This window comes from Streptomyces misionensis (genome assembly GCF_900104815.1).
GTDB classification, from domain to species: domain Bacteria; phylum Actinomycetota; class Actinomycetes; order Streptomycetales; family Streptomycetaceae; genus Streptomyces; species Streptomyces misionensis.
The window spans coordinates 4,019,819-4,046,260 of record NZ_FNTD01000004.1; the positions used below are offsets into that span (position 1 = coordinate 4,019,819).

General features: G+C 70.8%; 20 protein-coding genes and 1 tRNA gene. 11 read left to right on the forward strand and 10 right to left on the reverse strand.

What is annotated here, in order from left to right; genetic code table 11:
- Window positions 1–366 precede the first annotated feature (366 nt).
- From BLW85_RS19855 to BLW85_RS19865, 3 genes are all read left to right on the forward strand, one after another.
- Window positions 367–4,452 (forward strand): WD40 repeat domain-containing protein, encoded by a 4,086-nt coding sequence (locus BLW85_RS19855; RefSeq protein WP_074992756.1) that lies wholly within the window; start codon window positions 367–369, stop codon window positions 4,450–4,452.
- A 213-nt stretch (window positions 4,453–4,665) separates the two neighbouring features.
- Complete coding sequence (locus BLW85_RS19860) at window positions 4,666–5,205, forward strand: SigE family RNA polymerase sigma factor (RefSeq protein WP_074992757.1); 540 nt, start codon at window positions 4,666–4,668, stop codon at window positions 5,203–5,205.
- Window positions 5,202–5,999 carry a hypothetical protein gene (locus BLW85_RS19865; protein ID WP_070028880.1) on the forward strand — a complete coding sequence of 266 codons (798 nt, stop codon included), beginning with the start codon at window positions 5,202–5,204 and terminating at the stop codon, window positions 5,997–5,999. The genes BLW85_RS19860 and BLW85_RS19865 overlap by 4 nt, the downstream gene beginning before the upstream one ends.
- Window positions 6,000–6,005: 6 nt before the next feature.
- On the opposite strand, the gene BLW85_RS19870 is transcribed toward BLW85_RS19865, so the two are convergent.
- From BLW85_RS19870 to dnaA, 10 genes are all read right to left on the reverse strand, one after another.
- On the reverse strand, window positions 6,006–6,857 hold the full coding sequence (locus BLW85_RS19870; protein ID WP_074992758.1) for an acyl-CoA thioester hydrolase/BAAT C-terminal domain-containing protein: 852 nt from the start codon (window positions 6,855–6,857) through the stop codon (window positions 6,006–6,008).
- 62 nt (window positions 6,858–6,919) lie between these two features.
- Window positions 6,920–6,996 (reverse strand) — tRNA-Ile (locus tag BLW85_RS19875).
- An 89-nt stretch (window positions 6,997–7,085) separates the two neighbouring features.
- A complete protein-coding gene (locus BLW85_RS19880) occupies window positions 7,086–7,814 on the reverse strand; it encodes a DUF3566 domain-containing protein (RefSeq protein WP_070028862.1) in 729 nt (242 codons plus the stop codon).
- Window positions 7,815–7,833: 19 nt separating this feature from the next.
- On the reverse strand, window positions 7,834–10,428 hold the full coding sequence (gene gyrA, locus BLW85_RS19885) for a DNA gyrase subunit A (RefSeq protein ID WP_070028861.1): 2,595 nt from the start codon (window positions 10,426–10,428) through the stop codon (window positions 7,834–7,836).
- Window positions 10,429–10,470: 42 nt separating this feature from the next.
- Window positions 10,471–12,543 carry a DNA topoisomerase (ATP-hydrolyzing) subunit B gene (gene gyrB, locus BLW85_RS19890; RefSeq protein WP_070028860.1) on the reverse strand — a complete coding sequence of 691 codons (2,073 nt, stop codon included), beginning with the start codon at window positions 12,541–12,543 and terminating at the stop codon, window positions 10,471–10,473.
- A 385-nt stretch (window positions 12,544–12,928) separates the two neighbouring features.
- Complete coding sequence (locus tag BLW85_RS19895) at window positions 12,929–13,465, reverse strand: DciA family protein (protein ID WP_070028859.1); 537 nt, start codon at window positions 13,463–13,465, stop codon at window positions 12,929–12,931.
- A complete protein-coding gene (gene recF / locus BLW85_RS19900) occupies window positions 13,462–14,583 on the reverse strand; it encodes a DNA replication/repair protein RecF (RefSeq protein WP_074992759.1) in 1,122 nt (373 codons plus the stop codon). Before recF ends, BLW85_RS19895 begins: the two co-directional genes overlap by 4 nt.
- A 30-nt stretch (window positions 14,584–14,613) precedes the next feature.
- Window positions 14,614–15,492: a phosphogluconate dehydrogenase (NAD(+)-dependent, decarboxylating) gene (gene gnd / locus BLW85_RS19905; protein WP_070028857.1), complete on the reverse strand. Its 879-nt coding sequence runs from the start codon at window positions 15,490–15,492 to the stop codon at window positions 14,614–14,616.
- Between the two features lie 212 nt (window positions 15,493–15,704).
- Window positions 15,705–16,835, reverse strand: coding sequence for a DNA polymerase III subunit beta (gene dnaN / locus BLW85_RS19910; protein WP_070028856.1), 1,131 nt, complete (start codon window positions 16,833–16,835; stop codon window positions 15,705–15,707).
- A gap of 1,095 nt (window positions 16,836–17,930) precedes the next feature.
- Window positions 17,931–19,895, reverse strand: a complete 1,965-nt coding sequence (gene dnaA, locus BLW85_RS19920) for a chromosomal replication initiator protein DnaA (protein ID WP_074992761.1) — start codon at window positions 19,893–19,895, stop codon at window positions 17,931–17,933.
- A gap of 395 nt (window positions 19,896–20,290) precedes the next feature.
- On the opposite strand from dnaA, the gene rpmH reads away from it, so the two are divergent.
- From rpmH to BLW85_RS19965, 8 genes are all read left to right on the forward strand, one after another.
- Entirely contained in the window at window positions 20,291–20,428 is a 138-nt protein-coding gene (gene rpmH / locus BLW85_RS19930; protein ID WP_003956500.1) for a 50S ribosomal protein L34, read from the forward strand.
- Between the two features lie 21 nt (window positions 20,429–20,449).
- Window positions 20,450–20,821 carry a ribonuclease P protein component gene (gene rnpA, locus BLW85_RS19935; protein ID WP_071828733.1) on the forward strand — a complete coding sequence of 124 codons (372 nt, stop codon included), beginning with the start codon at window positions 20,450–20,452 and terminating at the stop codon, window positions 20,819–20,821.
- Window positions 20,818–21,192: a membrane protein insertion efficiency factor YidD gene (yidD, locus tag BLW85_RS19940; RefSeq protein WP_070028853.1), complete on the forward strand. Its 375-nt coding sequence runs from the start codon at window positions 20,818–20,820 to the stop codon at window positions 21,190–21,192. The genes rnpA and yidD overlap by 4 nt, the downstream gene beginning before the upstream one ends.
- Window positions 21,193–21,195: 3 nt before the next feature.
- A complete protein-coding gene (gene yidC / locus BLW85_RS19945) occupies window positions 21,196–22,494 on the forward strand; it encodes a membrane protein insertase YidC (RefSeq protein ID WP_070028852.1) in 1,299 nt (432 codons plus the stop codon).
- A gap of 15 nt (window positions 22,495–22,509) precedes the next feature.
- Window positions 22,510–23,022, forward strand: a complete 513-nt coding sequence (locus tag BLW85_RS19950; protein ID WP_070028851.1) for a Jag family protein — start codon at window positions 22,510–22,512, stop codon at window positions 23,020–23,022.
- 117 nt (window positions 23,023–23,139) lie between these two features.
- Window positions 23,140–23,856 (forward strand): 16S rRNA (guanine(527)-N(7))-methyltransferase RsmG, encoded by a 717-nt coding sequence (gene rsmG / locus BLW85_RS19955; protein WP_070028850.1) that lies wholly within the window; start codon window positions 23,140–23,142, stop codon window positions 23,854–23,856.
- A gap of 298 nt (window positions 23,857–24,154) precedes the next feature.
- Window positions 24,155–25,228 (forward strand): ParA family protein, encoded by a 1,074-nt coding sequence (locus BLW85_RS19960; protein WP_074992762.1) that lies wholly within the window; start codon window positions 24,155–24,157, stop codon window positions 25,226–25,228.
- On the forward strand, window positions 25,225–26,325 hold the full coding sequence (locus BLW85_RS19965) for a ParB/RepB/Spo0J family partition protein (RefSeq protein ID WP_074992763.1): 1,101 nt from the start codon (window positions 25,225–25,227) through the stop codon (window positions 26,323–26,325). Before BLW85_RS19960 ends, BLW85_RS19965 begins: the two co-directional genes overlap by 4 nt.
- Window positions 26,326–26,442 lie beyond the last annotated feature (117 nt).

Sequence of the window (26,442 nt, forward strand, 5' to 3'; positions counted from 1 at the left end):
GGGCGGTGCGGGACGTCGATCCGCACCGTGTCGGCGTGATGGCACGGATCGAAGCAATCAGAGTGAGGTGGGCCGGGATCGGTCGGGTTCGTACGGGCTCGGATGACGGCTTGCGGTCAGTTCGCGGCTGTCGATGGAAGTCGGCCGAAAAATGTGCAACGCCATGAGGTGTCTCTCCGGGCGCCGGGCCGTTGGCCTGTCCGGACGGTGTGTGACGGTTTCGCTACCGGGGTTGCGATCCTGCCATCTGTCGTCCCCAAGGAGGAGGTCTTGACCTCCGGAGCACGGCTTCTTTGCAGGTCAGGCGTATAAGGTGAGTTTTCCGGTCCGGACGTCCACAGGCGGGGGGAAGTGAGGGGTGGGGCCTTGGGTTCCGACTCAGGGGCACGCACAGCTTTCGCCGAACGGCTCGCGCTGCTCTACAAGGAGGCCGGAAACCCTCCCCTGAAGAGCGTCGCCGAAGCGGTCGGCCGGCTCCAGCGGGTGGACGAACGCGGCCGTCCGGTGCGGGTGTCCGCGCAGCGGATCAGCGACTGGCGCCGTGCCAAGAACGTGCCCGCCCAGTTCACCGCGCTCGCGGCGGTGCTCCAGATCCTCATCCCGGAGGCCCGGCGCACCCGCCCCCAGCCGGTCTCCGCGGGCCTGTACGACCTCGCCCACTGGCAGCGGCAGTGGGAGCGCGCGCTGGCCGACCCGGTCGGTGACCGCGCCGCGCCGTCCGCCTCGCCCGCCGAGGAGAACGGACGGCCGCCCGCCCAGGCCCCGCCCGTCGCCGGCGGCGTGTGCCCGTACCGGGGCCTCGCCTCGTACCGGCGGGAGGACGCCCGCTGGTTCTTCGGCCGGGAGCGGAGCACGAACGCGCTCATCGCCCAGCTGCGCACCGCGGGCCGCACCGGCGGCCTGGTGATGCTGGTCGGCGCCTCCGGGGCGGGCAAGTCCTCCCTGCTGAACGCCGGCCTGGTGCCCGCGATCGGGGCCGGCGCCCTGGCCGACCCCGGGCCCGCCCCGCGCCCGGACTGCGCGGCCGGGCAGCCGACGCCCGTCGTCCAGCTGGTGCCCGGCGCGGATCCGCTCGCCGAACTGGTGCGCAGCATCCCCGACCTCGCCCCCGTGGCCGCCGAGGCGCGCGCGGCCGAGCGGGCGGCGGCGGCCCGCCAGGAGGCCGGGGAGAACCCGGGGGCGGGCGGCGACGCGCCCCGCATCGTCCGGGCGGCACGGGAGGCGGTCACGGCGTGGGCGGCCCGGGAGGCGGCGCCGGGGGTCCGGCCGGTCGTCATCGTGGACCAGTTCGAGGAGGCGTTCACCCTCTGCCCGGACGAGGCGGACCGCCGTACCTTCGTCCAGCTCCTGCACGCCTGCTGCACCCCGCCCCTCGGCGCGGCCGGGCCCGCGCCCGTCCTGGTCGTCCTCGGCATCCGCGCCGACTTCTACGAGCAGTGCCTCGGCTACCCGGAACTCGCCGACGCGCTCCAGCACCGGCACATGGTCCTCTCCCCGCTGACCAGCGGGGAGCTTCGGGACGCGGTGACCGGGCCGGCCAAGGCGGTGGGCCTGGAGCTGGAACCCGGGCTGGCCGAGCTGATCGTGCGCGAGGTGAGCGCCGACGGCCCGCGCGGGGCGCACGACGCGGGCGTGCTCCCGCTGCTCTCGCACGCCCTGCTGGCCACCTGGCAGCGCCGCAAGGCCGGGAGGCTGACGCTGGCCGGCTACCGGGCGGCGGGCGGCATCCAGGGCGCGGTCGCGGCGACCGCCGAGCGCGCCTGGTCGGGCCTCGACCCCGCCGCCCGCACGGCCGCCCGGCTGCTGCTGCTGCGGCTGGTCCGGCTCGGCGAGGACACCGTGGCCACGCGCCGGCGCGGCACCCGGCGGCAACTGGCCCAGGAGTCGGCGGACCCCGGCAAGACGGAGGAGTCCCTGGAGGCGCTGGTCCGCGCCCGGCTGGTGACGCTGGACGCGGACACCGTGGAGATCACCCACGAGGCGCTGCTGCACGCCTGGCCCCGGCTGCGCCACTGGATCGACGACAACCGCAACGACCATCTGCTGCGCCAGCGGCTGGAGGAGGACGGCCGGGCCTGGGAGGACTCGGACCGGGACAGCTCGCTGCTGTACCGGGGCTCGCGCCTGGAGCAGGCCCGCGCCTGGGCGCGGTCGGCGGGCGACACCTATCTGACCCGCAGCGCGGTGGAGTTCCTGGCCGCCTCGGTACGGCTGCGCAAGCGCACGGTGTGGCTCAGCCGGGCGGCGGTGGCCGCACTGGTGGTGCTGGCGCTGGTCGCGGGCGGCTCGGCGGTGATCGCCTGGCAGCAGCGGGACGACGCCGTGTTCGAACAGGTGCTCGCGGAGGCGGACCGGGTGCAGCACACCGACCCCTCGCTGGCCGCCCAGCTGGACCTGGTCGCCCACCATCTGCGCCCCGACGACGAGGGCACGTACAGCAGGCTGATCTCGATCGTGAACGCGCCGCTGGCCACCCCGCTGTCCGGCCACACCGGCGCCGTCTACCTCACCTCCTTCAGCCCCGACGGCCACACCCTGGCCACGGCCAGCTACGACCGGACCGTACGGCTGTGGAACGTCGCCGACCCGACCCGGCCCGAGCCGCTCGGCCGTCCGCTGACCGGACACGGCAGCTGGGTGAGCAGCGCGGTGTTCAGCCCGGACGGGCACACCCTGGCCAGCGCGGGCGACGACGGCACGATCCGGCTGTGGAACGTCACCGACCCCGCCCGGCCCAAGCCGCTCGGCGCCCCGCTCACCGGGCACGAGGGCACCATCTACCTGGTCGCCTTCAGCCCCGACGGCCGTACCCTCGCCTCGGCCGGCGAGGACGGCACCGTACGGCTGTGGAACGTCGCCGACCCGGCCCGGTCCGCCCCGCTCGGCGACCCGCTGACCGGGCACACGGCGGCGGTGCGCAGCGTCGCCTTCAGCCCGGACGGGCACACCCTCGCGGCGGGCTCGGACGACGACACGATCCGGCTGTGGAACGTCACCGACCCGCGCCGGCCCCACTTGGTCCGCGACGTGCTGCGCGGCCACACGGACATCGTGCACTCGGTCGCCTTCAGCCCCGACGGGCGCACCCTAGCCAGCGGCAGCGCGGACGACACCGTACGGCTGTGGAACCTGACCGACCCGGCGCACCCGGCACCGCTCGGCGCGCCCCTGACCGGGCACACCGGCCCCGTCTGGTCCGTGTCGTTCAGCCCCGACGGCGGACGGCTCGCCGCCGCGAGCGCGGACAGCACGGCCAGCCTGTGGAACGTCAGCGACCCCGGCTCCCCCTCGCAGATCGGCGAGCCCCTCGCGGGCAGCAGCGGGGAGATGTACGCGCTGGGCTTCAGCCCCGACGGACGCACCCTCGCCACCGGCAGCGGCGACGCCAAGGTGCGCCTGTGGTCGATCCCGACGTCCGACATGATCGGCCGCAGCGCGGCGTTCGGCCCGGGCGGACGGCTGCTGGCCACGACCGCGCGCGACGGCCGGCTGCGGCTGTGGAACGTGGCACGGCCCGGCCGCCCGGTGCCGCTGGGCCGGCCGTTCGCCCGCGGGAGCGGCGCGAGCACCCTGCTGTTCTCGCCGAACGGGCGCTCCCTCGCCGTGCTCACGAGCGAGCAGAAGGTGTACCTGTGGAACGTCTCCGACCCGGCCCACCCGATCCTGCCCGGCCCGCCGCTGCGGCTGCGGACCCGCTTCATGGGCCCCAACGCGCTGGCCTACAGCCCGGACGGGCGCACCCTGGCCACCGCCAACGACGACCGCACCATCCGGTTGTGGAACGTCACCGACCCCGCCCGGCCCAAGCCGCTCGGCGACCCGGTCGCCGGCCACCACGGCTACATCAACGCCCTGGCCTTCAGCCCCGACGGACACACCCTGGCCAGCGGCAGCGCGGACAGCGACATCCGGCTGTGGAACGTCACCGACCCGGCGCGGCCGAAGCAGCTCGGCGCCCCGCTCACCCGGCACTCGGGGCCCGTCAACGCCCTCGCCTACAGCCCCGACGGGCACACCCTGGCCAGCGGCAGCGACGACGACACGGTCCGGCTGTGGAACGTCACCGACCCCGCCGCGACGATCCCGCTGGGCGATCCGCTCACCGGCCACACCGAGGCGGTCACCTCGCTGACGTTCGACACGACCGGACACACGCTGGCCAGCGGCGGCGACGACAACACGGTCCGGCTGTGGAACGTCACCGTGCCCACCGCGGCGCGGCCGATCGGCCAGTCGATGACGCCCAACGCCAAGACCGGCACGTTCCTGGCCTTCAGCCCGGGCAGCCGGGTCCTCGGCGTCTCCAGCGGTCCCGACACGGTCCGCCTGTGGGACCTGGACGCCGACACGGCCATCGACCACATCTGCTCGGTCACCCGGGGCGTCCTCACCCCCGCCAAGTGGCAGGAGTACCTCCCCCGCCTCGACTACGACCCGCCGTGCGGCGACTGATCGGCCAACTTCCCCGATTCCTCGCCGACTTGGCCCCACGACGCCGTCAATCTTGTTACCCTTGGCCATAGCCCGATCGCTGGTGCATCCCCCGTCGCCAGCGATCGGGCCTTTTCTCATGCCTTGGAGCCAGTGGTCCCCGCCCCGGCCCGGGCGGTGAGGCAACGAACCGCCGGGCTCGTGGACTCCTTCAGGTGTGTTCAGGAGGTGTCCATGGCAGACGGCAAACAGGACCGGGACGAAGAGTTCGGCAGATTCATGGCCGCCCGCTGGCCGCGGCTGCTGCGTACGGCGTTTCTCCTGTCGGGGGAGCGCCACGCGGCCGAGGATCTGGCCCAGTCGACGCTGGAGCGGGTCTACACCGCCTGGCGCAGGGTCGGCACGGCCGACGACCCGGACGCCTATGTCCGGCGCGTGATGATCAATCTGCACGCCCGCCGCCACCGGCGCCGGCTCAAGGAGTTCCTCGCACCGAAGGACGACCTGTCGCTGGTGCACGAGGAGGCCGACCGCGGCGACCGGATCGTCCAGGCCGTCGACCGCGACGTGCTGCTGCGGGCGCTCGCCCAACTGCCCGCCCGGCAGCGCCAGGCGGTGGTCCTGCGCTACTGGGAGGACCTGACGGAGACCCAGACCGCCCAGGCGATGGGGTGCTCGGTCGGCACGGTCAAGAGCAACACGGCCAAGGGGATGGCGAAGCTGCGCGTCGCACCGGTGCTGGCCGACACGGTTACGCGGAAGGAACGGTCATGACGGACCACGACGACAGGACGCGGGACAGGATCACCCTCCTCCTCGCGGACACGGCCGAGGAGTTCGAGACCGGCGCGGCACCCGTCGCGGCGGTCGTACGGGCGGGGCGCCGGCGCCGGACCCGGCGGTGGGCGGCGGGCGCGGTCGCGGCGGCGGTGCTGGCGGGCGGCACCGGGACGCTGGCGGCGACCGGCCTGCCCGGCGTCACCCGCGAGGCGGCCTCCCCGGCGCGCTCGCCCTGGACTCCCGGGCACCTGGTGTACGAGCCGGTGGACACGACGGTGGGCTACGGCACCGAGCAGGGCATGCCGTGGGCCGTGGGCCTGCGCGTGTGGCCGGCCCCCCGCGACCGCGCCGAGGCCGTCCGGCAGATGAAGGCCATGGCGGACTGGGGCCTCACCCCGGTGACCTCGGGCAGCCCGTCCGACCTGATCGGCAGGACGAGTTACTTCGTCATCCGCTCGTTCGGCACGGCCGACCGCCGGCTGGTGACCTCCGACACCGTCGCGCGGCTGCCCCGCCTGACGGGGGACGAGATCCGCGTCTTCCCCCAGCCCCTCACCGACGGGGGCTCGTCGCGCCTGGTCGTCGGCATGGTGGCCAAGACGGCACGACAGGTCACCTGCCACTGGAAGGACGGCTCCACCACCGTGGCCGAGCGCGCCCCCGACAACACCCCGGTGCGCCCCGTCGACGCCGTGATCAGGTCCGTCCGCGACTTCCCCACCGCGAACTGGTTCACCTGCCTGTCCCCGGGCTCCGCGGCCTACGAGTCCGCGGAGGTGACGAAGTAGGGCGCCTCAGCCGCGCAGCGCGTCCAGGATGTGCGGCCAGGCCGCCTCGCCGAGCAGCGCGTCGGCCTCGGGCGTGCCGCCGTGCCGAAAGCGCGGGGACGGCGGGGGGAGGCTCTCGCCCGGCAGCAGGGGCCGGTGTCCGGCGTCGGCACGGGCGATCAGCCGGACCGTGCCGCCCGCCGCGCGCCGGCGCTCGGCCAGCCGCTCGGCGTGGGGCAGCGACGGCCACAGCTCGTCGTCGCCGCCCGCCACCAGGAGCAGGTCCGCGCGGGCCGTCTCCACGGGGATCGCCGCCGCCACGAGCCGCTCGGCGAAGGTCCGCTCGCTGCGCTCGTACCAGCCGCGGATGGCGACGGGCCCGCCCGCCGGCCCGGCCGGTGTCCAGGAGTCGTCCATGGGCACGAAGGGCAGCGGCCGCCCCCGCCAGGTCCACGACGACCGGTACGGGCGATCGGCGCCGTCCCGGCCGGGCCCGACGTTGCACCACACCAGCGAGGTGGGCGACATCGCGACGACCACGTCCACGCGCGGCTCGCGCACCGCCGTGAGCAGCGCGGCCTCGGCCCCCTTGGACAGCCCGAGCACGCCGATCCGCCGCGCCCCGCCGTCCCGCAGGAAACCGACCCCCGCGGTGAACGTCTCCAGCGGGACCTCGCAGATCCCCGGCGGCTGCCCCTTCCCCCCGAACCAGCGGATCGCCAGGGCGGCGATCCCCTGCCGGGCGAGCAGCCGCGCCCGCTCCCGCTCGATCCGCCCGCTGGAGCCGGCCAGCACCAGCACCCCGGCGTCGGCACCCCGCGCGGGAGCGGCCAGGAACCCCTCCCACGGCCCGGCCGGCTCGCGTTCGACGATGTCCACAAGCTCCCCCGGTATCGAGAACGAGAAAACCCCCGGTCCTGTCGGACCGGGGGTTTTCCAGCTGGTGGGGCTAACAGGATTTGAACCTGTGGCCTCATCCTTATCAGGGATGCGCTCTAACCAACTGAGCTATAGCCCCGCCGCGCTTTGCGGTGTGTGTCCCGCGCGCTGACTCCTGAAGATTAGCGCACGACCACGTCAGTCCCAAAATCGGTTGTCGCCGGGCCCTCACTCGTCCTCGGCGAGGGTCAGTTCGACGCCGCCCACGAAGCCCGCGGAGAGGTTGTAGATGAAGGCGCCGAGGGTCGCGAGGGCGGTGGCCAGGACCACGTCGATCGCGGCGATGATCGTCGTGAAGATCAGGACGTGGGGGAGCGACAGGAACGACTGGAGGTCGAAGCCGCTGGCCTCGTTCGCGCCGGTCGCCTCCGAGATCGTCCCGCCGACGGTGGAGAACACGCCCATCGCGTCCATGACCATCCACAGCACCGCCGAGGCGACGATGGTGCAGATGCCGAGCGCGATGGAGAGCAGGAAGCTCACCTTCATCACCGACCACGGATCGGCCTTGGCCACCCGCAGCCGCGCCTTGCGGGTGCGCGGTGCCGTGCGCACCCCGGTGCGCGGCCGCCGTACCGCACCGGCCGGCGCCTGCGCCGGGTAGGCCTGCGGCGGGTGGTACGGCCCGCCCGCCTGCTCGTGGCGCCGCTCCCCGGGGAGCGGAGACGACGACTGCGCCTCACCGGCCGAGGCCGGGCCACGGGTGTCCGTCACAGTTCCCCCCTGGGGTGAAGACGAGCCGGAGGTGTCCGCCGCGGACGCCCGCACCGGCTTCAGGTTGGTCGTGTGCGGGTCGGTTTCCCCGCCCGCCCCGTGCGCGGCGGAGCCACGGCCGCCGCCGTCCGTCTCCGTACCCGTGGAGGTACCGGCCGATCCGGCGCCCGTGGCTCCGCTCACGATGACTCACTCCTCGTGCCTACTCGGCCGAGGGCGCCTCACCCTCGTCCGTGCCGGTGGCCTGGACGTCCTCGGCGGCGATGTCGGCGGCGTCGTCGCCGTCGACCTCCTCCGCCTCGCGCCCCGCCTCGGCGTTACGTGCGATGCCGACCACGGCATCGCGCTTGCCCAGGTTGATCAGTTGGACGCCCATGGTGTCACGGCCCGTCTCCCTGACCTCGTTGACTCGCGTGCGAATCACACCGCCGGACAGGGTGATCGCGAGGATCTCGTCGGTCTCCTCCACGACCAGCGCCCCGACGAGCGAACCGCGGTCCTCCACGATCTTGGCGGCCTTGATACCGAGGCCACCGCGGCCCTGGACGCGGTACTCGTCCACGGCGGTCCGCTTCGCGTACCCACCGTCCGTGGCAGTGAACACGAACGTACCGGGTCGCACCACATTCATCGAGAGAAGCTCGTCGCCCTCGCGGAAACTCATCCCCTTGACGCCGGAGGTGGCGCGGCCCATCGGGCGAAGGGACTCGTCCGTGGCGGTGAACCGGATCGACTGCGCCTTCTTGCTGATCAGCAGCAGGTCGTCGTCGGCGGAGACCAGCTCGGCGCCGATCAGCTCGTCGTCGCCGCCGTCCTCGCGCTCCCGCAGATTGATCGCGATCACGCCGCCGGAGCGGGGCGAATCGTAATCCTTCAGAGGCGTCTTCTTGACCAGACCGGACTTGGTGGCCAGCACCAGGTACGGCGCCGCCTCGTAGTCCCGGATGGCGAGGATCTCGGCGATCGCCTCGTCAGGCTGGAAGGCCAGCAGGTTCGCCACGTGCTGACCGCGCGCCTCGCGGCCGGCCTCGGGCAGCTCGTACGCCTTCGCCCGGTACACCCGGCCCTTGTTGGTGAAGAACAGCAGCCAGTGGTGCGTGGTGGAGACGAAGAAGTGGTCGACGATGTCGTCTTCCTTCAGCTTCGTGCCGCGCACGCCCTTGCCGCCGCGCTTCTGCGCCCGGTAGTCGTCCGTCTTGGTCCGCTTGACGTAACCGCCGCGGGAGACGGTGACGACGATGTCCTCCTCGGCGATCAGGTCCTCGATGGACATGTCGCCCTCGTACGGGATCAGCTTGGTCTTGCGGTCGTCGCCGTACTTCTCGACGATCGCGGTCAGCTCCTCGCTGACGATGCCGCGCTGGCGCACCGGGGAGGCCAGGATCTCGTTGTACTCGTTGATCTTCGCCTGGAGCTCGTCGTGCTCCTGGACGATCTTCTGCCGCTCCAGGGCCGCCAGGCGCCGCAGCTGCATCTCGAGGATGGCGTTCGCCTGGATCTCGTCGATCTCCAGCAGGCCCATCAGGCCCGTGCGCGCGACATCGACGGTCTCGCTGCGCCGGATCAGCGCGATGACCTCGTCGATCGCGTCCAGCGCCTTCAGCAGACCGCGCAGGATGTGCGCGCGCTCCTCGGCCTTGCGCAGCCGGAACCGGGTCCGGCGCACGATGACCTCGATCTGGTGCGTCACCCAGTGCCGGATGAACGCGTCCAGGGACAGCGTGCGCGGCACGCCGTCGACCAGCGCCAGCATGTTGGCGCCGAAGTTCGTCTGGAGGTCGGTGTGCTTGTACAGGTTGTTCAGCACGACCTTGGCGACCGCGTCCCGCTTGAGGACGATGACCAGCCGCTGACCGGTGCGCGAGGACGTCTCGTCGCGGACGTCCGCGATGCCGCCGATCTTGCCGTCCTTCACCAGGTCGGCGATCTTCTGCGCCAGGTTGTCCGGGTTCACCTGGTACGGCAGCTCGGTCACCACCAGGCACTGGCGGCCGTGGATCTCCTCGACCTCGACCACCGCGCGCATCGTGATCGAGCCGCGCCCGGTGCGGTACGCCTCCTCGATGCCCTTGCGGCCCACCACCAGTGCGCCGGTGGGGAAGTCGGGGCCCTTGATGCGCTCCATGAGCGCGTCCAGCAGCTCCTCGTGCGAGGCGTCGGGGTTCTCCAGGTACCACTGGGCGCCGGCCGCGACCTCGCGCAGGTTGTGCGGCGGGATGTTGGTCGCCATGCCGACCGCGATGCCGGCCGAGCCGTTGATCAGCAGGTTCGGAAAGCGGGACGGCAGGACGGTCGGCTCCTGGGAGCGGCCGTCGTAGTTGTCCGTGAAGTCGACGGTCTCCTCGTCGATGTCGCGGACCATCTCCATCGACAGCGGCGCCATCTTGCACTCGGTGTAGCGCATCGCCGCCGCGGGGTCGTTGCCCGGGGAGCCGAAGTTGCCGTTGGAGTCCACCAGCGGCATCCGCATCGACCACGGCTGGGCGAGGCGCACCAGGGCGTCGTAGATGGAGGAGTCGCCGTGCGGGTGGTAGTTGCCCATGACGTCACCGACGACACGGGCGCACTTGTAGAAGCCGCGCTCGGGGCGGTAGCCGCCGTCGTACATCGCGTAGAGCACGCGCCGGTGGACGGGCTTGAGGCCGTCCCGGACGTCGGGCAGCGCACGGGACACGATGACGGACATCGCGTAGTCCAGGTACGAGCGCTGCATCTCGGTCTCGAGCCCGACGGGCTCGACACGCATGGCGAGCTCGCCGCCCTCTTCCGGAGTGACTGGGGTGTTCTCGTCGGCCATTGCTGGTGAAGATCCTTCCTGGTGCGGTCAGCTGAGACCGACTCAGATGTCGAGGAAGCGGACGTCCTTGGCATTGCGCTGGATGAACTGGCGGCGCGCCTCGACGTCCTCGCCCATCAGCACCGAGAACAGGTCGTCGGCCTGGGCGGCGTCGTCCAGGGTGACCTGGCCGAGCACGCGGTGCTCCTGGTCCATGGTGGTCACGCGCAGCTCCTCGGCGTTCATCTCGCCGAGGCCCTTGAAGCGCTGGATGGAGTCCTCGCGGACGCGCTTGCCGCGCTGGCGCCCCATCTCGATCAGCGCGTCGCGCTCGCGGTCCGAGTACGCGTACTCGACGTCGTCCCGGCCCCACTTGATCTTGTAGAGCGGCGGGCGGGAGAGGTACACGTGCCCGGCCTCGACCAGCGGCCGCATGAAGCGGAACAGGAAGGTCAGCAGCAGGGTGCTGATGTGCTGGCCGTCGACGTCGGCGTCCGCCATCAGGATGATCTTGTGATAGCGGAGCTTCTCGATGTCGAAGTCCTCGTGCACACCGGTGCCGAAGGCGGAGATCAGCGCCTGGATCTCCTGGTTCTGCAGGATCTTGTCGATCCGGGCCTTCTCCACGTTCAGGATCTTGCCGCGGATCGGGAGGATCGCCTGGTACTGCGGGTTGCGGCCGGACTTGGCCGAGCCGCCGGCGGAGTCACCCTCGACGATGAAGATCTCGCACTTGGCCGGGTCGTTGGACTGGCAGTCGGCCAGCTTGCCCGGCAGCGACGCGGTCTCCAGCAGGCCCTTGCGGCGGGTGAGGTCGCGCGCCTTGCGGGCCGCGACGCGCGCGGTGGCCGCCTGGATGCCCTTGCGGATGATGTCCGCGGCCTCGTTCGGGTTGCGGTCCAGCCAGTCGTTGAGGTGCTCGTAGACCGCCTTCTGCACGAAGGTCTTGGCCTCCGTGTTGCCCAGCTTGGTCTTGGTCTGGCCCTCGAACTGCGGCTCGCTGAGCTTGACCGAGATGATCGCGGTCAGACCCTCGCGGATGTCGTCACCGGTGAGGTTGTCGTCCTTGTCGCGCAGCAGCTTCTTGTCGCGCGCGTACTTGTTGATCAGCGACGTCAGCGCGGCCCGGAAGCCCTCTTCGTGGGTGCCGCCCTCATGGGTGTGGATGATGTTGGCGAACGAGTACACGCCCTCGCTGTAGCCGCTGTTCCACTGCAGGGCGACCTCGAGGGACAGGCTCTTGTCCTTGTCCTCCGCCTCCAGGTCGATGATCGTGGGGTGCACCACCTCGCCCTTGCGGGCGTTGAGGTACTTCACGAAGTCGACGATGCCGCCCTCGTAGTGGTACGTGACCGACTTGACCTCGGCCTTCTCGTCCGCGCCCGCCTCGTCCGCGCCGCTGGTGGCCTTCGCCGACTCGCGCTCGTCGGTGAGCCGGATGATCAGGCCCTTGTTGAGGAAGGCCATCTCCTGGAAGCGCCGCGACAGCGTCTCGAAGGAGTACTCGGTGGTCTCGAAGATCTCCGGGTCGGCCCAGAAGGTCACCGACGTGCCGGTCTCCTCGGTGGCCTCGTGCCGGGCCAGCGGGGCGGTCGGCACACCCATCTTGTACTCCTGGGTCCACCGGTAGCCGTCGGTCTTCACCTCGACGGAGACCTTGGTGGACAGGGCGTTCACGACGGACACGCCGACGCCGTGCAGACCGCCGGAGACGGCGTAGCCGCCGCCGCCGAACTTGCCGCCCGCGTGCAGCACGGTCAGCACGACCTCGACGGCCGGCTTGCCCTCGGAGGGCACGATGCCGACCGGGATGCCACGGCCGTTGTCGACGACGCGGACGCCGCCGTCGGCGAGGATCGTCACGTCGATGGTGTCCGCGTAGCCCGCCAGCGCCTCGTCGACCGAGTTGTCGACGACCTCCTGCACCAGGTGGTGCAGGCCGCGCTCGCCCGTGGAGCCGATGTACATGCCGGGCCGCTTGCGGACCGCGTCCAGCCCTTCGAGCACGGTGATGGCGCTGGCGTCGTAGGAGGCCGCCGAGGCGGTGGCCTCGGCGCTCACGCCGGCGTCGGTGGACGGGATGTTCTCGTTGGGGTTGCCGGAATCGGCCACGAAGCGCCCTTTCTGGCACAGCACGAGCCGGGCTCGTCGGCAGGTTGCCGGAGCGGCTGCGGCATGTTGCGTTGGTAAGCCTTGATCAGCGTTGCTCAGCTTTTCCCGGGCGGTCCCCACGTTGGGGCGGGATTGGCTTCCAGTCTACCGGTAGCGCTGACATCGATGGGGGTTTGCCGGTACCTGAGTCCCCATGTGCCGCCCTGAACCGGTCTCGGCCGGGTCCCGATATGCGGATGGGGGCTCCAAGAGCTTCACAGCGGCACTCAGAGCTTCGGGCCGTCAACCCTTGGCTACTCCAGGGTCAGTACGCCGCTCGTACTTGTGTGCGGAAGGTCCCACGGACGGCGAACCCGCAGGAAAAAGGGGGTGCGAAGAGCCGGGTGACGTGAGGTACGTCACCCGCGCGTCACCCGTAGGTATCGCCAGGCCCGGTGCTTCCCGGGGCCCGCAGCGGGCCGTAGCGGCGGGCCTGCCCGCCGGGGCCGTGCACCTTGATCAGCCGGACCGCGCCATGACCGAGGTCCTGGTTGAGCCGGGCGACCAGCGCCGGCGCGAGCAGCCGCAGCTGGGTCGCCCAGGCCGTGGAGTCGCAGCCCACCGTGAGCACCCGCTCGTCCTCGTCGTACCGCTGCGGCACACAGTGCTTGGCCAGGTCCTCGCCGACGATCTGCGGCCAGCGGCCCATCACCCCGCCCACGGCGGCCGGGGTCTCCCAGCCGCGCTCGGTGATCAGCCGGTTGATCGCGGCGCCGAGCGCCATCGGGTCGCGGCCGTCGGCGCGCGCCCCGGACCGCAGGCCACCGCCCCGCCGGGCCTGCTTCTTCTGCCGCGCCGCGTCACCGCGCGCGCGGGCCTGCTCCTTCGCCGCGCGCAGCGCCACGCGCGCGAGGTCGACACCGGAGGGCTCGGCGTTCTTCCGGGGCGGGTGCTGCTCGGCGCTCATACGCGTTCCACCGTCCCGCCGGAGACGGCGTAGCGCGCACCGGTCAGCACATGCGGTACGTCGTCGTCCACCGCGGCGGTGACCAGCACCTGCTCGCCGGGCGCCACCAGCTCGGCCAGCCGCTCCCGGCGGCGGGCGTCCAGCTCGGCGAAGACGTCGTCCAGGACGAGCACCGGCTCGTTGCCCTCGGCGCGCAACAGGTCGTAGGAGGCCAGGCGCAGCGCGAGGGCGTACGACCAGGACTCGCCGTGCGAGGCGTACCCCTTGGCGGGCAGCTCGCCGAGTTTGAGGAGCAGGTCGTCGCGGTGCGGGCCGACCAGGGTGACGCCCCGCTCGATCTCCTGCTTGCGCGCCTCGGCCAGGGCGGCCAGCAGTTGCGCGTACAGATCCTCCCGGTTGTGGGCCTCGCCGGGCGCGGACGGCTTGTACTCCAGCGCGAGCGGACCGCCGCCGGGGGCCAGCTGCTCGTAGGCCTTGTCGGCCAGCGGCCGCAGCGCGCCGATCAGGTCGAGCCGCTGGGCGAGCAGTTCGGCACCGGCGCGAGCCAGGTGCTGGTCCCAGACGTCCAGCGTGGACAGGTCCATGGAGCGCCCGCCGTGCCGCCGGGCCAGCGCGGCGGACTTCAGCAGCGTGTTGCGCTGCTTGAGCACCCGCTCGTAGTCGGAGCGCACGCCCGCCATCCGCGGCGAGCGCGCGGTGATCAGCTCGTCGAGGAACCTGCGCCGCTCGCCGGGATCGCCCTTCACCAGGGCGAGGTCCTCGGGCGCGAACAGCACGGTCCGTACGATGCCCAGCACGTCACGGGGCCTGCCCTGCGGCGACCGGTTGATGCGGGCGCGGTTGGCCCGGCCCGGGTTCAGCTCCAGTTCGATCAGCTGCTGCCGGTCGCCCTGCCGGACCTGCGCCCGGATCACGGCCCGTTCGGCGCCCATCCGCACCAGCGGCGCGTCCGTCGCGACGCGGTGGCTGCCGAGCGTCGCCAGATAGCCGACCGCCTCGACCAGATTGGTCTTGCCCTGCCCGTTGGGCCCGACGAAGGCGGTGACGCCCGGGTCGAGCGGCACCTCGGCCCGGGCGTACGAGCGGAAGTCGGCGAGCGAAAGATGCGTGACGTGCATGACCGTGCGCCGACCTCCTCCCTGCTTCTTTCAGGACTTCTTCTCTACGGCGTGACCGCCGAACTGGTTGCGCAGCGCGGCGATCATCTTCATCTGCGGCGAGTCCTCCTGGCGGGAGGCGAACCGGGCGAACAGCGATGCGGTGATCGCGGGCAGCGGCACCGCGTTGTCGATCGCGGCCTCCACGGTCCAGCGTCCCTCACCGGAGTCCTGGGCGTAACCGCGCAGGTCGTCCAGGTGCTCGTCCTCGTCCAGCGCGTTGACCGCGAGGTCGAGCAGCCAGGAGCGGATGACGGTGCCCTCCTGCCAGGAGCGGAAGACCTCACGCACGTCCGTGACGGAGTCGACCTTCTCCAGCAGCTCCCAGCCCTCGGCGTAGGCCTGCATCATGGCGTACTCGATGCCGTTGTGGACCATCTTCGCGAAATGGCCCGCGCCGACCTTGCCGGCGTGCACCGAACCGAAGTCGCCCTCCGGCTTGAGCGCGTCGAAGACCGGCTGCACCCGGGCGACGTGCTCGGCGTCGCCGCCGTACATCAGCGCGTACCCGTTCTCCAGGCCCCAGACGCCGCCGGAGACGCCGCAGTCCACGAAGCCTATGCCCTTGGCGGCCAGCTCCTCGGCGTGCTTCTCGTCGTCCGTCCAGCGGGAGTTGCCGCCGTCCACGACCACGTCGCCCGGCTCCAGCAGCTCGGCCAGCTGGTCGATGGTCGACTGGGTGGGCGCACCGGCCGGGACCATCACCCAGACCACCCGCGGGCCGCTGAGCTTGCCCACCAGCTCTTCCAGGCTGTGGACGTCCGCGAGGTCGGGGTTGCGGTCGTATCCGATGACGGTGTGGCCCGCGCGGCGGATCCGCTCGCGCATGTTGCCGCCCATCTTGCCGAGGCCGACGAGACCGAGCTCCATCAGTTGTGTTCCTTAGGGTCGCTGGTGGCGTGAGGGGCACGGGAGGTGCCGCCCAGAGCCTAAACCGACCCTTCGGCGCACAGCTGTGGGCTCAGGCGCTCATCCGGCGACGGCGGTTCCGGCCGCCCGGCTGCGGGCTGTGACGCCCCCGCCGGCCACGGTGCCGGGCGCCCACAGGACGCGCCCGGCACTGTGCACAGCTGTGGAAAACGTCAGCCGCTGAGCCGCACCGGCATGATCAGGTACTTGTACGCCTCGTCGGCCTCCGCGTCCACCGCCGGCTTGCCGCTGAGCAGCGCCGGCTTCGTGGAGGTGGTGAACGACAGCTGCGCCACCGGGGAGTCGATCGCGCTCAGGCCGTCCAGCAGGAACGTCGGGTTGAAGGCGATCGAGATGTCGTCGCCCTCCAGCTGCGCGTCGACGCGCTCCACAGCCTGTGCGTCGTCGCTGGAACCGGCCTCCAGGATCAGCACGCCCTGCTCGAAGCTCAGCCGCACCGGGGTGTTCCGCTCGGCCACCAGCGCCACACGCTTGACGGCCTCGACGAACGGCGCCGTCTCGATCACCGCGACCGAGTTGAACTCGGTCGGGAACAGCGTCCGGTACTTCGGCAGGTCGCCCTCGAGGAGCCGCGTGGTCGTGCGCCGGCCCGCGCCCTCGAAACCGATCAGGCCCTCACCGGCGCCGGAGCCCGACAGGGCCAGCGTCACGCTGTCCCCGGCGCCCAGCGACTTCGCGGTGTCCAGCAGCGTCTTCGCGGGCACCAGGGCGACCGCGGACGCGTCCGGGTTCTCCGGCTTCCACAGGAACTCGCGGACGGCGAACCGGTAGCGGTCGGTGGAGGCCAGCGTGACGGTGTCGCCCTCGATCTCGATGCGCACACCGGTGAGCACGGGCAGCGTGTCGTCGCGGCCGGCGGCGATGGCCACCTGGGAGACGGCGGCCGCGAAGACCTCGCCCGGGACGGTGCCGGTCGCGTTCGGCATCTGCGGCAGCGCCGGGTACTCCTCCACCGGGAGGGTGTGCAGCGTGAACCGGGACGATCCACAGACCACGGTCGCCCGTACACCGTCTGTGGAAATCTCCACCGGCCGGTTGGGGAGCGCGCGGGAGATGTCGGCGAGCAGTCGGCCGGAGACCAGGACGGTGCCGTCCTCCTCGACCTCGGCGTCGACGCTCACCCGAGCGGACACCTCGTAGTCGAAGCTCGACAGGCTCAGCTGGCCGTCCTCGGCCTTCAGCAGCAGGCCGGCGAGGACAGGCGCCGGCGGACGGGCCGGGAGGCTGCGTGCCGCCCAGGCCACTGCCTCCGCGAGTACGTCGCGTTCCACCCGGATCTTCACCGTAAGCCGCCTCCTGCTTGTTGCTTCTGAGTCCTCCGACTCGGTGTCACCGCCCACTGCGAAGGGCAGAACACCGGGGACCAGTCTGACGCACCGCGGTGACAGCAGGTGCCCGTCGGGGTCAAGTCGCTCCGGGAGGCAGCCGGGCCCGAGACGGCGAGTTGTGCACAGGCCCCGCTTCGAAACGATTGCCGAGCTCTCTCTAGTCGGGAGTAGTAGTAGGGCCTGTGGATACCGTGGATAACCACGTTTGCCCAGCTCAGCGCGGGTTTTTTGTCCACCGGTCCTGTGGGTGGAGGCGGTGGAAAACCGGGGCTCGCTGTGGAGAACGGAAAGTTCTGCACACGCCGCCCACAGGCTGAGGGCAGTTCTCCCCAGCTGTGTCCCCAGGAATACCCAGGTTTCCCACACCCCAACCCGGCAGCTTCGTGTGACGCCTTTCACTCGACGCGGTGAGAGGGCGGGTCGGGTTGCCGAACAGTGGACAGCCATGTGGAGAAGCGGCGGCAGACTGGGGACAACCGCCCCCAGCCTGTGGGTTGCCGGTGGACAACTTTCTGCACAGCCTGTGGATTCCCGCTTCGTCCACAGCCTGTGGATCTCTTTTGTCCACGATTCCACAGCCACCTGAGCTGCGTGGATGCACAACCCCCAGCCTCCCTGTGGACACACCTCGGGACAACTTCCCAGTCCCCAGGATGTGGACGGAAGAAAGTCGCCGAATCTGTGGAGACAGGCCGTAACCCGGTCCTGAATTCGAACAGAGACCGGTGCCGGATCCACCGGCCGCGGCCGTGCGCTCGGCCGCGAGCGCTCCCCGCCGGCTCCGATCGGGGTCCAATCGGGGTCCGGATCGGGGTCCGCGCTCCCGTCCGACGACGGAACCGGAGACCCGCGGAACGGCACCCAGCCCCGCGGAAACGGCACCGGGGCCGTGGACGGCACCGGGAGCGCGCGGGACGGGGCCGGGCGCTTCGTGGAACGGGCCGGGCGCACACGGGCGCCAGGAGCCCGCGGAACGTGCCCGTACATGCCGAAGGGCGCCCCCAGGACAACCGTCCCGGAGACGCCCTCGAAAGCCGGTCAGGCCCGGCGCTAGCCGTTCTTGATGCGGTTGGTCAGCTCGGTCACCTGGTTGTAGATGGACCGCCGCTCCGCCATCAGGGCCCGGATCTTCCGGTCGGCGTGCATGACCGTCGTGTGGTCCCGGCCCCCGAACTGCGCCCCGATCTTCGGCAGCGACAGGTCCGTCAGCTCCCGGCACAGGTACATCGCGATCTGCCGGGCGGTCACCAGCGCCCTGCCCCGGGAGGTCCCGCACAGGTCCTCCACGGTCAGCCCGAAGTAGTCCGCCGTGGCCGCCATGATCGCCGTGGCCGTGATCTCGGGCGCGGAGTCCTCCCCGCCAGGGATCAGGTCCTTGAGCACGATCTCGGTGAGCCCCAGGTCCACCGGCTGCCGGTTGAGCGAGGCGAACGCCGTCACCCGGATCAGCGCGCCCTCCAGCTCGCGGATGTTGCGCGAGATCCGGGACGCGATGAATTCCAGCACCTCCGGCGGCGCGTTGAGCTGCTCCTGGACCGCCTTCTTGCGCAGGATCGCGATCCGCGTCTCCAGCTCGGGCGGCTGCACGTCGGTGATCAGGCCCCACTCGAAGCGGTTGCGCAGCCGGTCCTCAAGCGTGACCAGCTGCTTGGGCGGCCGGTCGCTGGACAGCACGATCTGCTTGTTGGCGTTGTGGAGCGTGTTGAAGGTGTGGAAGAACTCCTCCTGCGTCGACTCCTTGTCCGCGAGGAACTGGATGTCGTCGACGAGCAGGATGTCCATCTCGCGGTAGCGCTTGCGGAAACTGTCGCCCTTGCCGTCACGGATAGAGTTGATGAACTCGTTCGTGAACTCCTCCGAGCTGACGTAGCGCACGCGCGTGCCCGGGTAGAGACTGCGCGCGTAGTGCCCGATGGCGTGCAGCAGATGGGTCTTGCCGAGCCCGGACTCCCCGTAGATGAACAGGGGGTTGTACGCCTTCGCCGGCGCCTCGGCGACCGCCACCGCGGCCGCGTGCGCGAACCGGTTGGACGCGCCGATGACGAACGTGTCGAAGAGGTACTTCGGGTTCAGCCGTGCCGTCGGCTCCCCGGGCCCGCTCGCGGGCGCGGGCTTCGCGCCCAGCGGCCCGGGCGCGCCCGTGGGGGCGCCGTCCGGCCGTCCGGGCCCGCCGCGGTGCCCCGCGTCGCCGCCCATCGGCCGCTCGGGCGGCTCCCGGCGGACGGGGTCGCGCTGGTCGTACTCGGTGCGCGGGGAGTCGTAGTCCGCGCGGTCGTAGTCGGAACGGTCGTACTCGGGACGCGGCTTGCCGTACTCGGAGCGCGGTGTGTCGCGGTCCGGGCGGGACGGCTCGTACTCCCCGCGCTGCTGGTCGTACGACGGGCGGTCCATGCCCTGGGTGCGGTAGTCGTGGGCCGGCTGGCCGTAGGGGTCCTGGGAGGACGGCGAGGCGTACGGGTCGCGCTCGGGGAAGCCGAGCCGCTGCTGCTGCCAGCCGTACTCGTCCTGTCCGCCGCGCGGCCAGGCCCCGGGTTCGGGGCGCTGGTACTCGGAGGGGTAGGCGGGCCGCACGGCGGGCAGCTGGTCGGCGCGCGACGCCGGCTCGCCGCCCGGGTGCTGGTCCGCGCGGTGGCGGCCGTAGCCCTCGTACGACGACGGACCGGAGGGCAGCTCCGGCTCCTCGTAGCGCGGCGGGGACGGCTGCTGGGCGGGCGGCGCGGCCGGGGCCGGCGGCTCGCCCGCGGAGTCGTCCACGGTGATCGCGATGCGGATGGGGCGGCCGCACTCACGGCTCAGCGTCTCGCTGACGACCGGTGCGAGACGGCCCTCCAGTACGCCCTTCGCGAATTCGTTCGGCACGGCGAGCAGGGCGGTGTCCGCGACCAGCGCCAGCGGCTGGCAGCGCCGGATCCAGTGCTCGTCCTTCGTCTCCACACCCTGTCCGCGGCCCTCTCCGAGGAGCTGCTCCAGTACGCGTGGCCACACTGCGGCAAGATCGGCAGGTACGTCAGCCACAGGGCACGCTCTCTCGCAGGTCCCACGAAAGTGTGATCGCGGGACGGGTCGGGATGAATTTCGGGTGATCGGCGGGGCAAACCCGCCGGGGCGGGGGACAAAAGAACGAATCGGAGTCCAGCCACGGTAGTCAGCGTGGCCGGTACGGTTCAAGTTGTTGTCCCCAGCCTGTGGACAGTGTCCCCCGGCGCCCCCGGTTTGACCGAATGGCGTAGCCCCGCGTACCGTAACCAGGTCGAGTTGTCGATGGCTGCTGCCGCCTGCCTCCGATGGGCACAGATCACGTCAGGTGATCGGGAAGCGGTGCACTCGGGCGTGAAGCGAGCTACTCGTGGGCGCACGGTGACAGCCAGGACGGCACCCCGCCAACTACCGATTCTTTCTGGAGCCCCCGAGTGAGCAAGCGCACCTTCCAGCCGAACAACCGTCGTCGCGCGAAGACCCACGGCTTCCGGCTGCGTATGCGCACCCGTGCCGGCCGCGCGATTCTCGCGTCCCGCCGTAGCAAGGGTCGCGCCCGTCTGTCCGCCTGATCCCGGTCAGGTCATGACATCGTGCTGCCCACCGAGAACCGGCTGAGGCGGCGCGAGGACTTCGCGACCGCGGTACGACGGGGCCGTCGGGCAGGCCGCCCGACCCTCGTCGTCCACCTTCGTAGCGGTGCCACGGACCCGCACGCGCCTGGGGAGAGCGCTCCTCCGACGCGTGCGGGTTTCGTCGTGAGCAAGGCCGTGGGTGGTGCGGTCGTGCGCAACAAAGTGAAGCGCAGACTGCGTCATCTGATGCGTGACCGAGTCGACCTGTTTCCCCCCGGTAGCCTGGTAGTCGTACGAGCGCTGCCCGGAGCGGGCGACGCCGACCATGCACAGCTGGCCCAAGACCTGGACGCCGCCGTAGGGCGGCTGCTGGGAGGGGGCACGCGATGAAGTACCCGCTGCTGGCTCTGATCAAGCTGTACCAGTGGACGATCAGTCCACTGCTGGGGCCGGTGTGCAAGTACTACCCGTCGTGCTCCCATTACGGCTACACGGCCATCGACCGGCATGGTGCGATCAAGGGCACGGCACTCACCGCCTGGCGCATCCTCCGGTGCAATCCGTGGTCGCTGGGCGGGGTGGACCATGTTCCGCCGCGCAAGCGTCCGCGGTGGCACGAAATGCTGCGCGACGCCTGGCGCACACGCAGAGGCGGGTCCTCCGCCGCCGAACCGGCCACCGAAGAGAGGCCGGAGAACTTCATCTCCGACCTTCCTCCAAGCCCGGCCGCAGAGACCTCGTCCCATGCCCAAGGAGCATGATTAGTGGACACGATTGCCAGCCTGTTCAGTTTCATCACCTGGCCCGTCTCCTGGGTCATCGTCCAGTTCCACACGGTGTACGGAGCGATCTTCGGACCTGACACCGGGTGGGCCTGGGGCCTGTCCATCGTGTCCCTGGTGATTCTGATCCGCATCTGCCTGATCCCGCTCTTCGTGAAGCAGATCAAGGCGACTCGCGCGATGCAGACGCTCCAGCCGGAGATGAAGAAGATCCAGGAGCGCTACAAGAACGACAAACAGCGTCAGTCCGAAGAGATGATGAAGCTGTACAAGGAGGCGGGCACCAACCCGCTCTCCTCGTGCCTTCCCATCCTGGCGCAGTCCCCGTTCTTCTTCGCCCTGTACCACGTGCTCAACGGCATCGCGTCCGGCACCAAGATCGGCTACATCAACGCCGACCTGCTGGCCAGCGCCCGTCAGGCACACATCTTCGGGGCCCCGCTGGCCGCGAAGTTCCTCGACGGCGCCGACACGGTGCAGAAGCTCGGTGCCTCGCTCACCGACGTCCGGGTCGTCACCGCGGTCATGATCGTCCTGATGTCGGCGTCGCAGTTCTACACGCAGCGCCAGCTGATGACGAAGAACGTCGACACCACGGTGAAGACGCCGTTCATGCAGCAGCAGAAGATGCTGATGTACGTCTTCCCGATCATGTTCGCCTTCTTCGGTATCCGCTTCCCGGTCGGTGTCCTCATCTACTGGCTGACCACCAACGTGTGGACCATGGGCCAGCAGATGTATGTCATCCGCAACAACCCGACCCCGGGCTCCAAGGCCCAGGCCGCGTACCTGGAGCGTCTGACCAAGCACGTCACGCACCACGGCAAGGTCGGCCGCCGCAGCGAGAAGGCGATCGTCAAGGCGATCGTCGCCAAGGGCCGCGAGCGCAACGAGTTCGAGCGCAAGTTCATCAACGCCCTGAACAAGGCCGGCCTCGCCGCCCAGGCGGACGGCACCGTGACGAAGAGCGTGGCCCAGGCCGAGGCGCAGACCGAGGACGGTACGACCACCGCCACGGGCACCACCGCCCGGCGCCAGCAGCCCAAGCGCCAGACCAAGGCCCAGCGCCAGTCCGGCGCGGCCAAGCCGGCGGGCGACTCCCCCGCGTCGGAGAACACCGACCAGGACGAGTCGCAGCAGGAGAAGACCGACCAGCCGCAGGACAGCAAGCCCGCCGCTGCCCGGCAGGCCTCGAAGCCCGGCACGGGCGCCCGCAGCAAGGCCCAGAGCGGCCAGCGCAAGGGTGGCTCGCAGCGGCCCAAGTCCCCGTCCAAGAAGTAAGAAGGAGCCCAGCCCGTGACGGAAGGCACCACCTCCGCCGCTGCCGAGGGTGCAGACGCCCTCACCCGCCTGGAGCAGGAGGGCGAGATCGCGGCGGACTACCTGGAGGGTCTGCTGGACATCGCCGACCTCGACGGCGACATCGACATGGACGTCGAGGCCGATCGTGCCTCCGTGTCGATCATCAGCGACAGCGGCAGCCGTGATCTGCAGAAGCTGGTCGGCCGCGATGGCGAGGTGCTGGAGGCCCTTCAGGAGCTGACGCGTCTGGCCGTGCACCGGGAGACCGGTGACCGCAGCCGGCTGATGCTGGACATCGCCGAGTACCGGGCCAAGAAGCGCGCCGAGCTGTCCGAGCTGGGCGCCAAGGCCGCCGCCGAGGTGAAGAGCTCCGGGGAGCCCGTGAAGCTCCGGCCCATGACCCCCTTCGAGCGCAAGGTCGTGCACGACGCGGTCAAGGCCGCCGGACTGCGCAGCGAGTCCGAGGGCGAGGAGCCGCAGCGCTTCGTCGTCGTGCTGCCCGCCTGATCGGTCCCCTTGTTACACCGGCCCCGTCTGTTGAGCAGGCGGGGCCGAACTTTGTCAGCCTGGTAGTTCTGGTGGCCGGTGCGCGAAGCACCGGCGCTGTACGGAAGGACGGTCCCCGTGACGGAGGCAGCGGAGCTTCCCCCCGCCCCCGAGCAGGCGCGCGAAGTGTTCGGTGATCGCTTCGCCGATGCGGTGCGCTACGCGGAACTGCTCGCCGAGGCGGGAGTGCAGCGCGGTCTGATCGGTCCGCGGGAAGTGCCCCGCCTGTGGGAGCGGCACATTCTGAACTGTGCGGTGCTCTCCGAGGCCGTTCCCGAGGGGGTGACGGTCTGCGATGTCGGCTCCGGCGCCGGTCTGCCGGGCATCCCGCTGGCGCTGGTCCGCGACGACCTCAACATCACCCTGCTGGAGCCTCTGCTGCGGCGCACCAACTTCCTCACCGAGGTCGTCGAGCTGCTCGGCCTGGACCATGTCACCGTGGTGCGGGGGCGTGCCGAGGAGGTCCTCGGCAAGCTGCCGCCGGTCCATGTGGTGACCGCCCGGGCCGTGGCCCCGCTGGACCGTCTGGCCACCTGGGGGATTCCGCTGCTGCGCCCGTACGGCGAGATGCTGGCCCTCAAGGGTGACACCGCGGAGGAGGAGCTGAAGGCCGCGTCCACTGCGCTCAGCAAGCTCGGTGCGGTGGAGACCTCGATCCTCCATGTGGGCGAGGGCATCGTCGACCCCATGTCGACGGTGGTCCGGGTGGAGGTCGGGGAAAGCCCCGGCGGTGTTCGCTTCGCCGCCAAGCGGGCGAAGGCCGCACGCACCGGACGCACCCGCCGGCGCCGCTGAGCCGGACGGGCGTACTCCACACAAGCTGCCGAACCCGTGCGGCCGGAGTGTCGCGGAGCCCCGGTCGCCGGGGCCCTGCATCGTGTTTCACGTGAAACGTCGCTCACTGCTGCACGGCATCATCAGTCGCGGCCGCGCTGCGGCCGAACCCCGCGACCGGAAGCCTCTCGGTTCCCTGGGAGAGGGCCCCGATCCCACTGTCCGGTCCGCTCCGGCCCCCTCAGGGGGCACGGAGTTGTCCACAGAGGTGGATTTCTCCACAGAAGGCCCGACCTCACTGGTTCACGACCCCGAAGGCATGGGAGGCTCTGTTCATTGCGAGCCTGAAGTCGAGGAGAGTGAATCCTTGCGGTCCGACGCCAACATCGCGGGACCGATGACCGATCCGGTCCCCGGTCCCCGTACCGAGTCGATGGGGGCGGATGTTTCACGTGAAACACCGCCTCCGATGGACGACACCCCCATCGGTCGCGCGGCCCAACTGGCGGTGGAGGCTATCGGCCGCGCCGGCGAAGGTCTGCCGCGGCCGGAGCAGACCCGCGTCATGGTGGTCGCCAACCAGAAGGGTGGCGTGGGCAAGACGACGACGACCGTCAACCTTGCCGCCTCGCTGGCTCTGCACGGTGCCCGGGTGCTGGTGATCGACCTGGACCCGCAGGGCAACGCGTCCACGGCCCTCGGGATCGACCACCACGCCGAAGTTCCCTCGATCTACGACGTGTTGGTGGAGAGCAAGCCGCTCGCCGAGGTCGTTCAGCCCGTGCCGGACGTCGAGGGACTCTTCTGCGCCCCGGCCACCATCGATCTCGCCGGTGCGGAGATCGAGCTGGTCTCCCTGGTGGCTCGGGAAAGCCGGCTGGAGCGCGCGATCCAGGCGTACGAACAGCCGCTGGACTACATCCTCATCGACTGCCCGCCCTCGCTCGGCCTGTTGACGGTCAACGCACTGGTCGCGGGCCAGGAGGTCCTTATCCCGATCCAGTGCGAGTACTACGCGCTGGAGGGCCTGGGGCAGCTGCTGCGCAATGTCGATCTGGTGCGGGGGCACCTCAACCCCGGCCTGCATGTATCGACCATCCTGCTCACCATGTACGACGGCCGGACGCGTCTCGCCTCCCAGGTCGCGGAAGAGGTGCGCAGCCACTTCGGTGAAGAGGTGCTGCGGACGAGCATTCCCCGCTCGGTCCGTATCTCCGAGGCGCCGAGCTACGGGCAGACGGTGCTGACTTACGATCCTGGATCGAGCGGTGCCCTCTCGTATCTTGAGGCGGCCCGAGAAATCGCGCTGCGGGGCATTGGCATCAGCTATGACGCGAGCCAGGCCCATGTCGGCGCCCAGAGCGACCCGAGCATGGTGGAGGGGATCCAGTGAGTGAGCGACGGAGGGGGCTCGGCCGAGGACTAGGGGCGCTGATTCCCGCCGCCCCGGTCGAGAAGAACCCGGTCCCGGCCGCGTTGGGAGGGGGACCGTCCGTCTCTTCCGCCGGTGGTCCGGTGATGACGACGGACCGCGGTGTGGCCGCGGCGAAGGTGGCCTCGCTGCCGTCCGTCTCACGGGAAACCGAGGAGCCGGCGGCGAGCCCCGCCAAGGAGACGCCCGCACCCCCGATGGGCGCCCACTTCGCCGAGATCCCCCTCGACGCCATCACGCCGAACCCGCGCCAGCCGCGCGAGGTCTTCGACGAGGACGCCCTGCACGAGCTGGTCACCTCCATCAAGGAGGTCGGTCTGCTCCAGCCGGTCGTCGTACGGCAGTTGGAACCCGGCCGCTATGAGCTGATCATGGGTGAGCGCCGCTGGCGCGCCTGTCGTGAGGCCGGACTGGAGGCCATCCCGGCGATCGTCCGGGCCACGGAGGACGAGAAGCTCCTCCTGGACGCGCTGCTGGAGAACCTGCACCGCGCGCAGCTGAACCCGCTGGAAGAGGCCGCCGCCTACGACCAGTTGCTGAAGGACTTCAACTGCACGCACGACCAGCTGGCCGACCGGATCGGACGCTCCCGCCCGCAGGTCTCCAACACGCTGCGGCTGCTGAAGCTTTCGCCGACGGTGCAGAAGAGGGTCGCCGCCGGGGTGCTTTCCGCCGGCCATGCCCGGGCGCTGCTGTCCGTGGCGGACTCGGAGGAGCAGGACCGGCTGGCCCACCGCATTGTGGCCGAGGGACTGTCGGTGCGGGCCGTCGAGGAGATCGTGACCCTGATGGGCTCGCGGCCCCAGAAGCCGCAGCGTCCCAAGGGTCCGCGCGCGGGCTCGCGTCTCTCCCCGGCGCTGAACGAGCTGGCGACCCGGTTGTCCGACCGCTTCGAGACCCGGGTGAAGGTCGACCTCGGGCAGAAGAAGGGCAAGATCACGGTGGAGTTCGCCTCCGTGGAGGACCTTCAGCGGATCCTGGGCACGCTGGCGCCGGGCGAGGGTCCCGTCCTTCCCAAGGACCTCCAGGAGAGTGCCGACGGCGACCAGGAGGACTGATCCTCGGCGCCTCGGGCTGTCGGGGTTCGGGCTTCGAGCGGGGCCGTGTCCGGTATCCACCGGACACGGCCCCGCTCTTTGCTTTGGGGCGGTGTCGAGCGAATCCCATCGTGGATA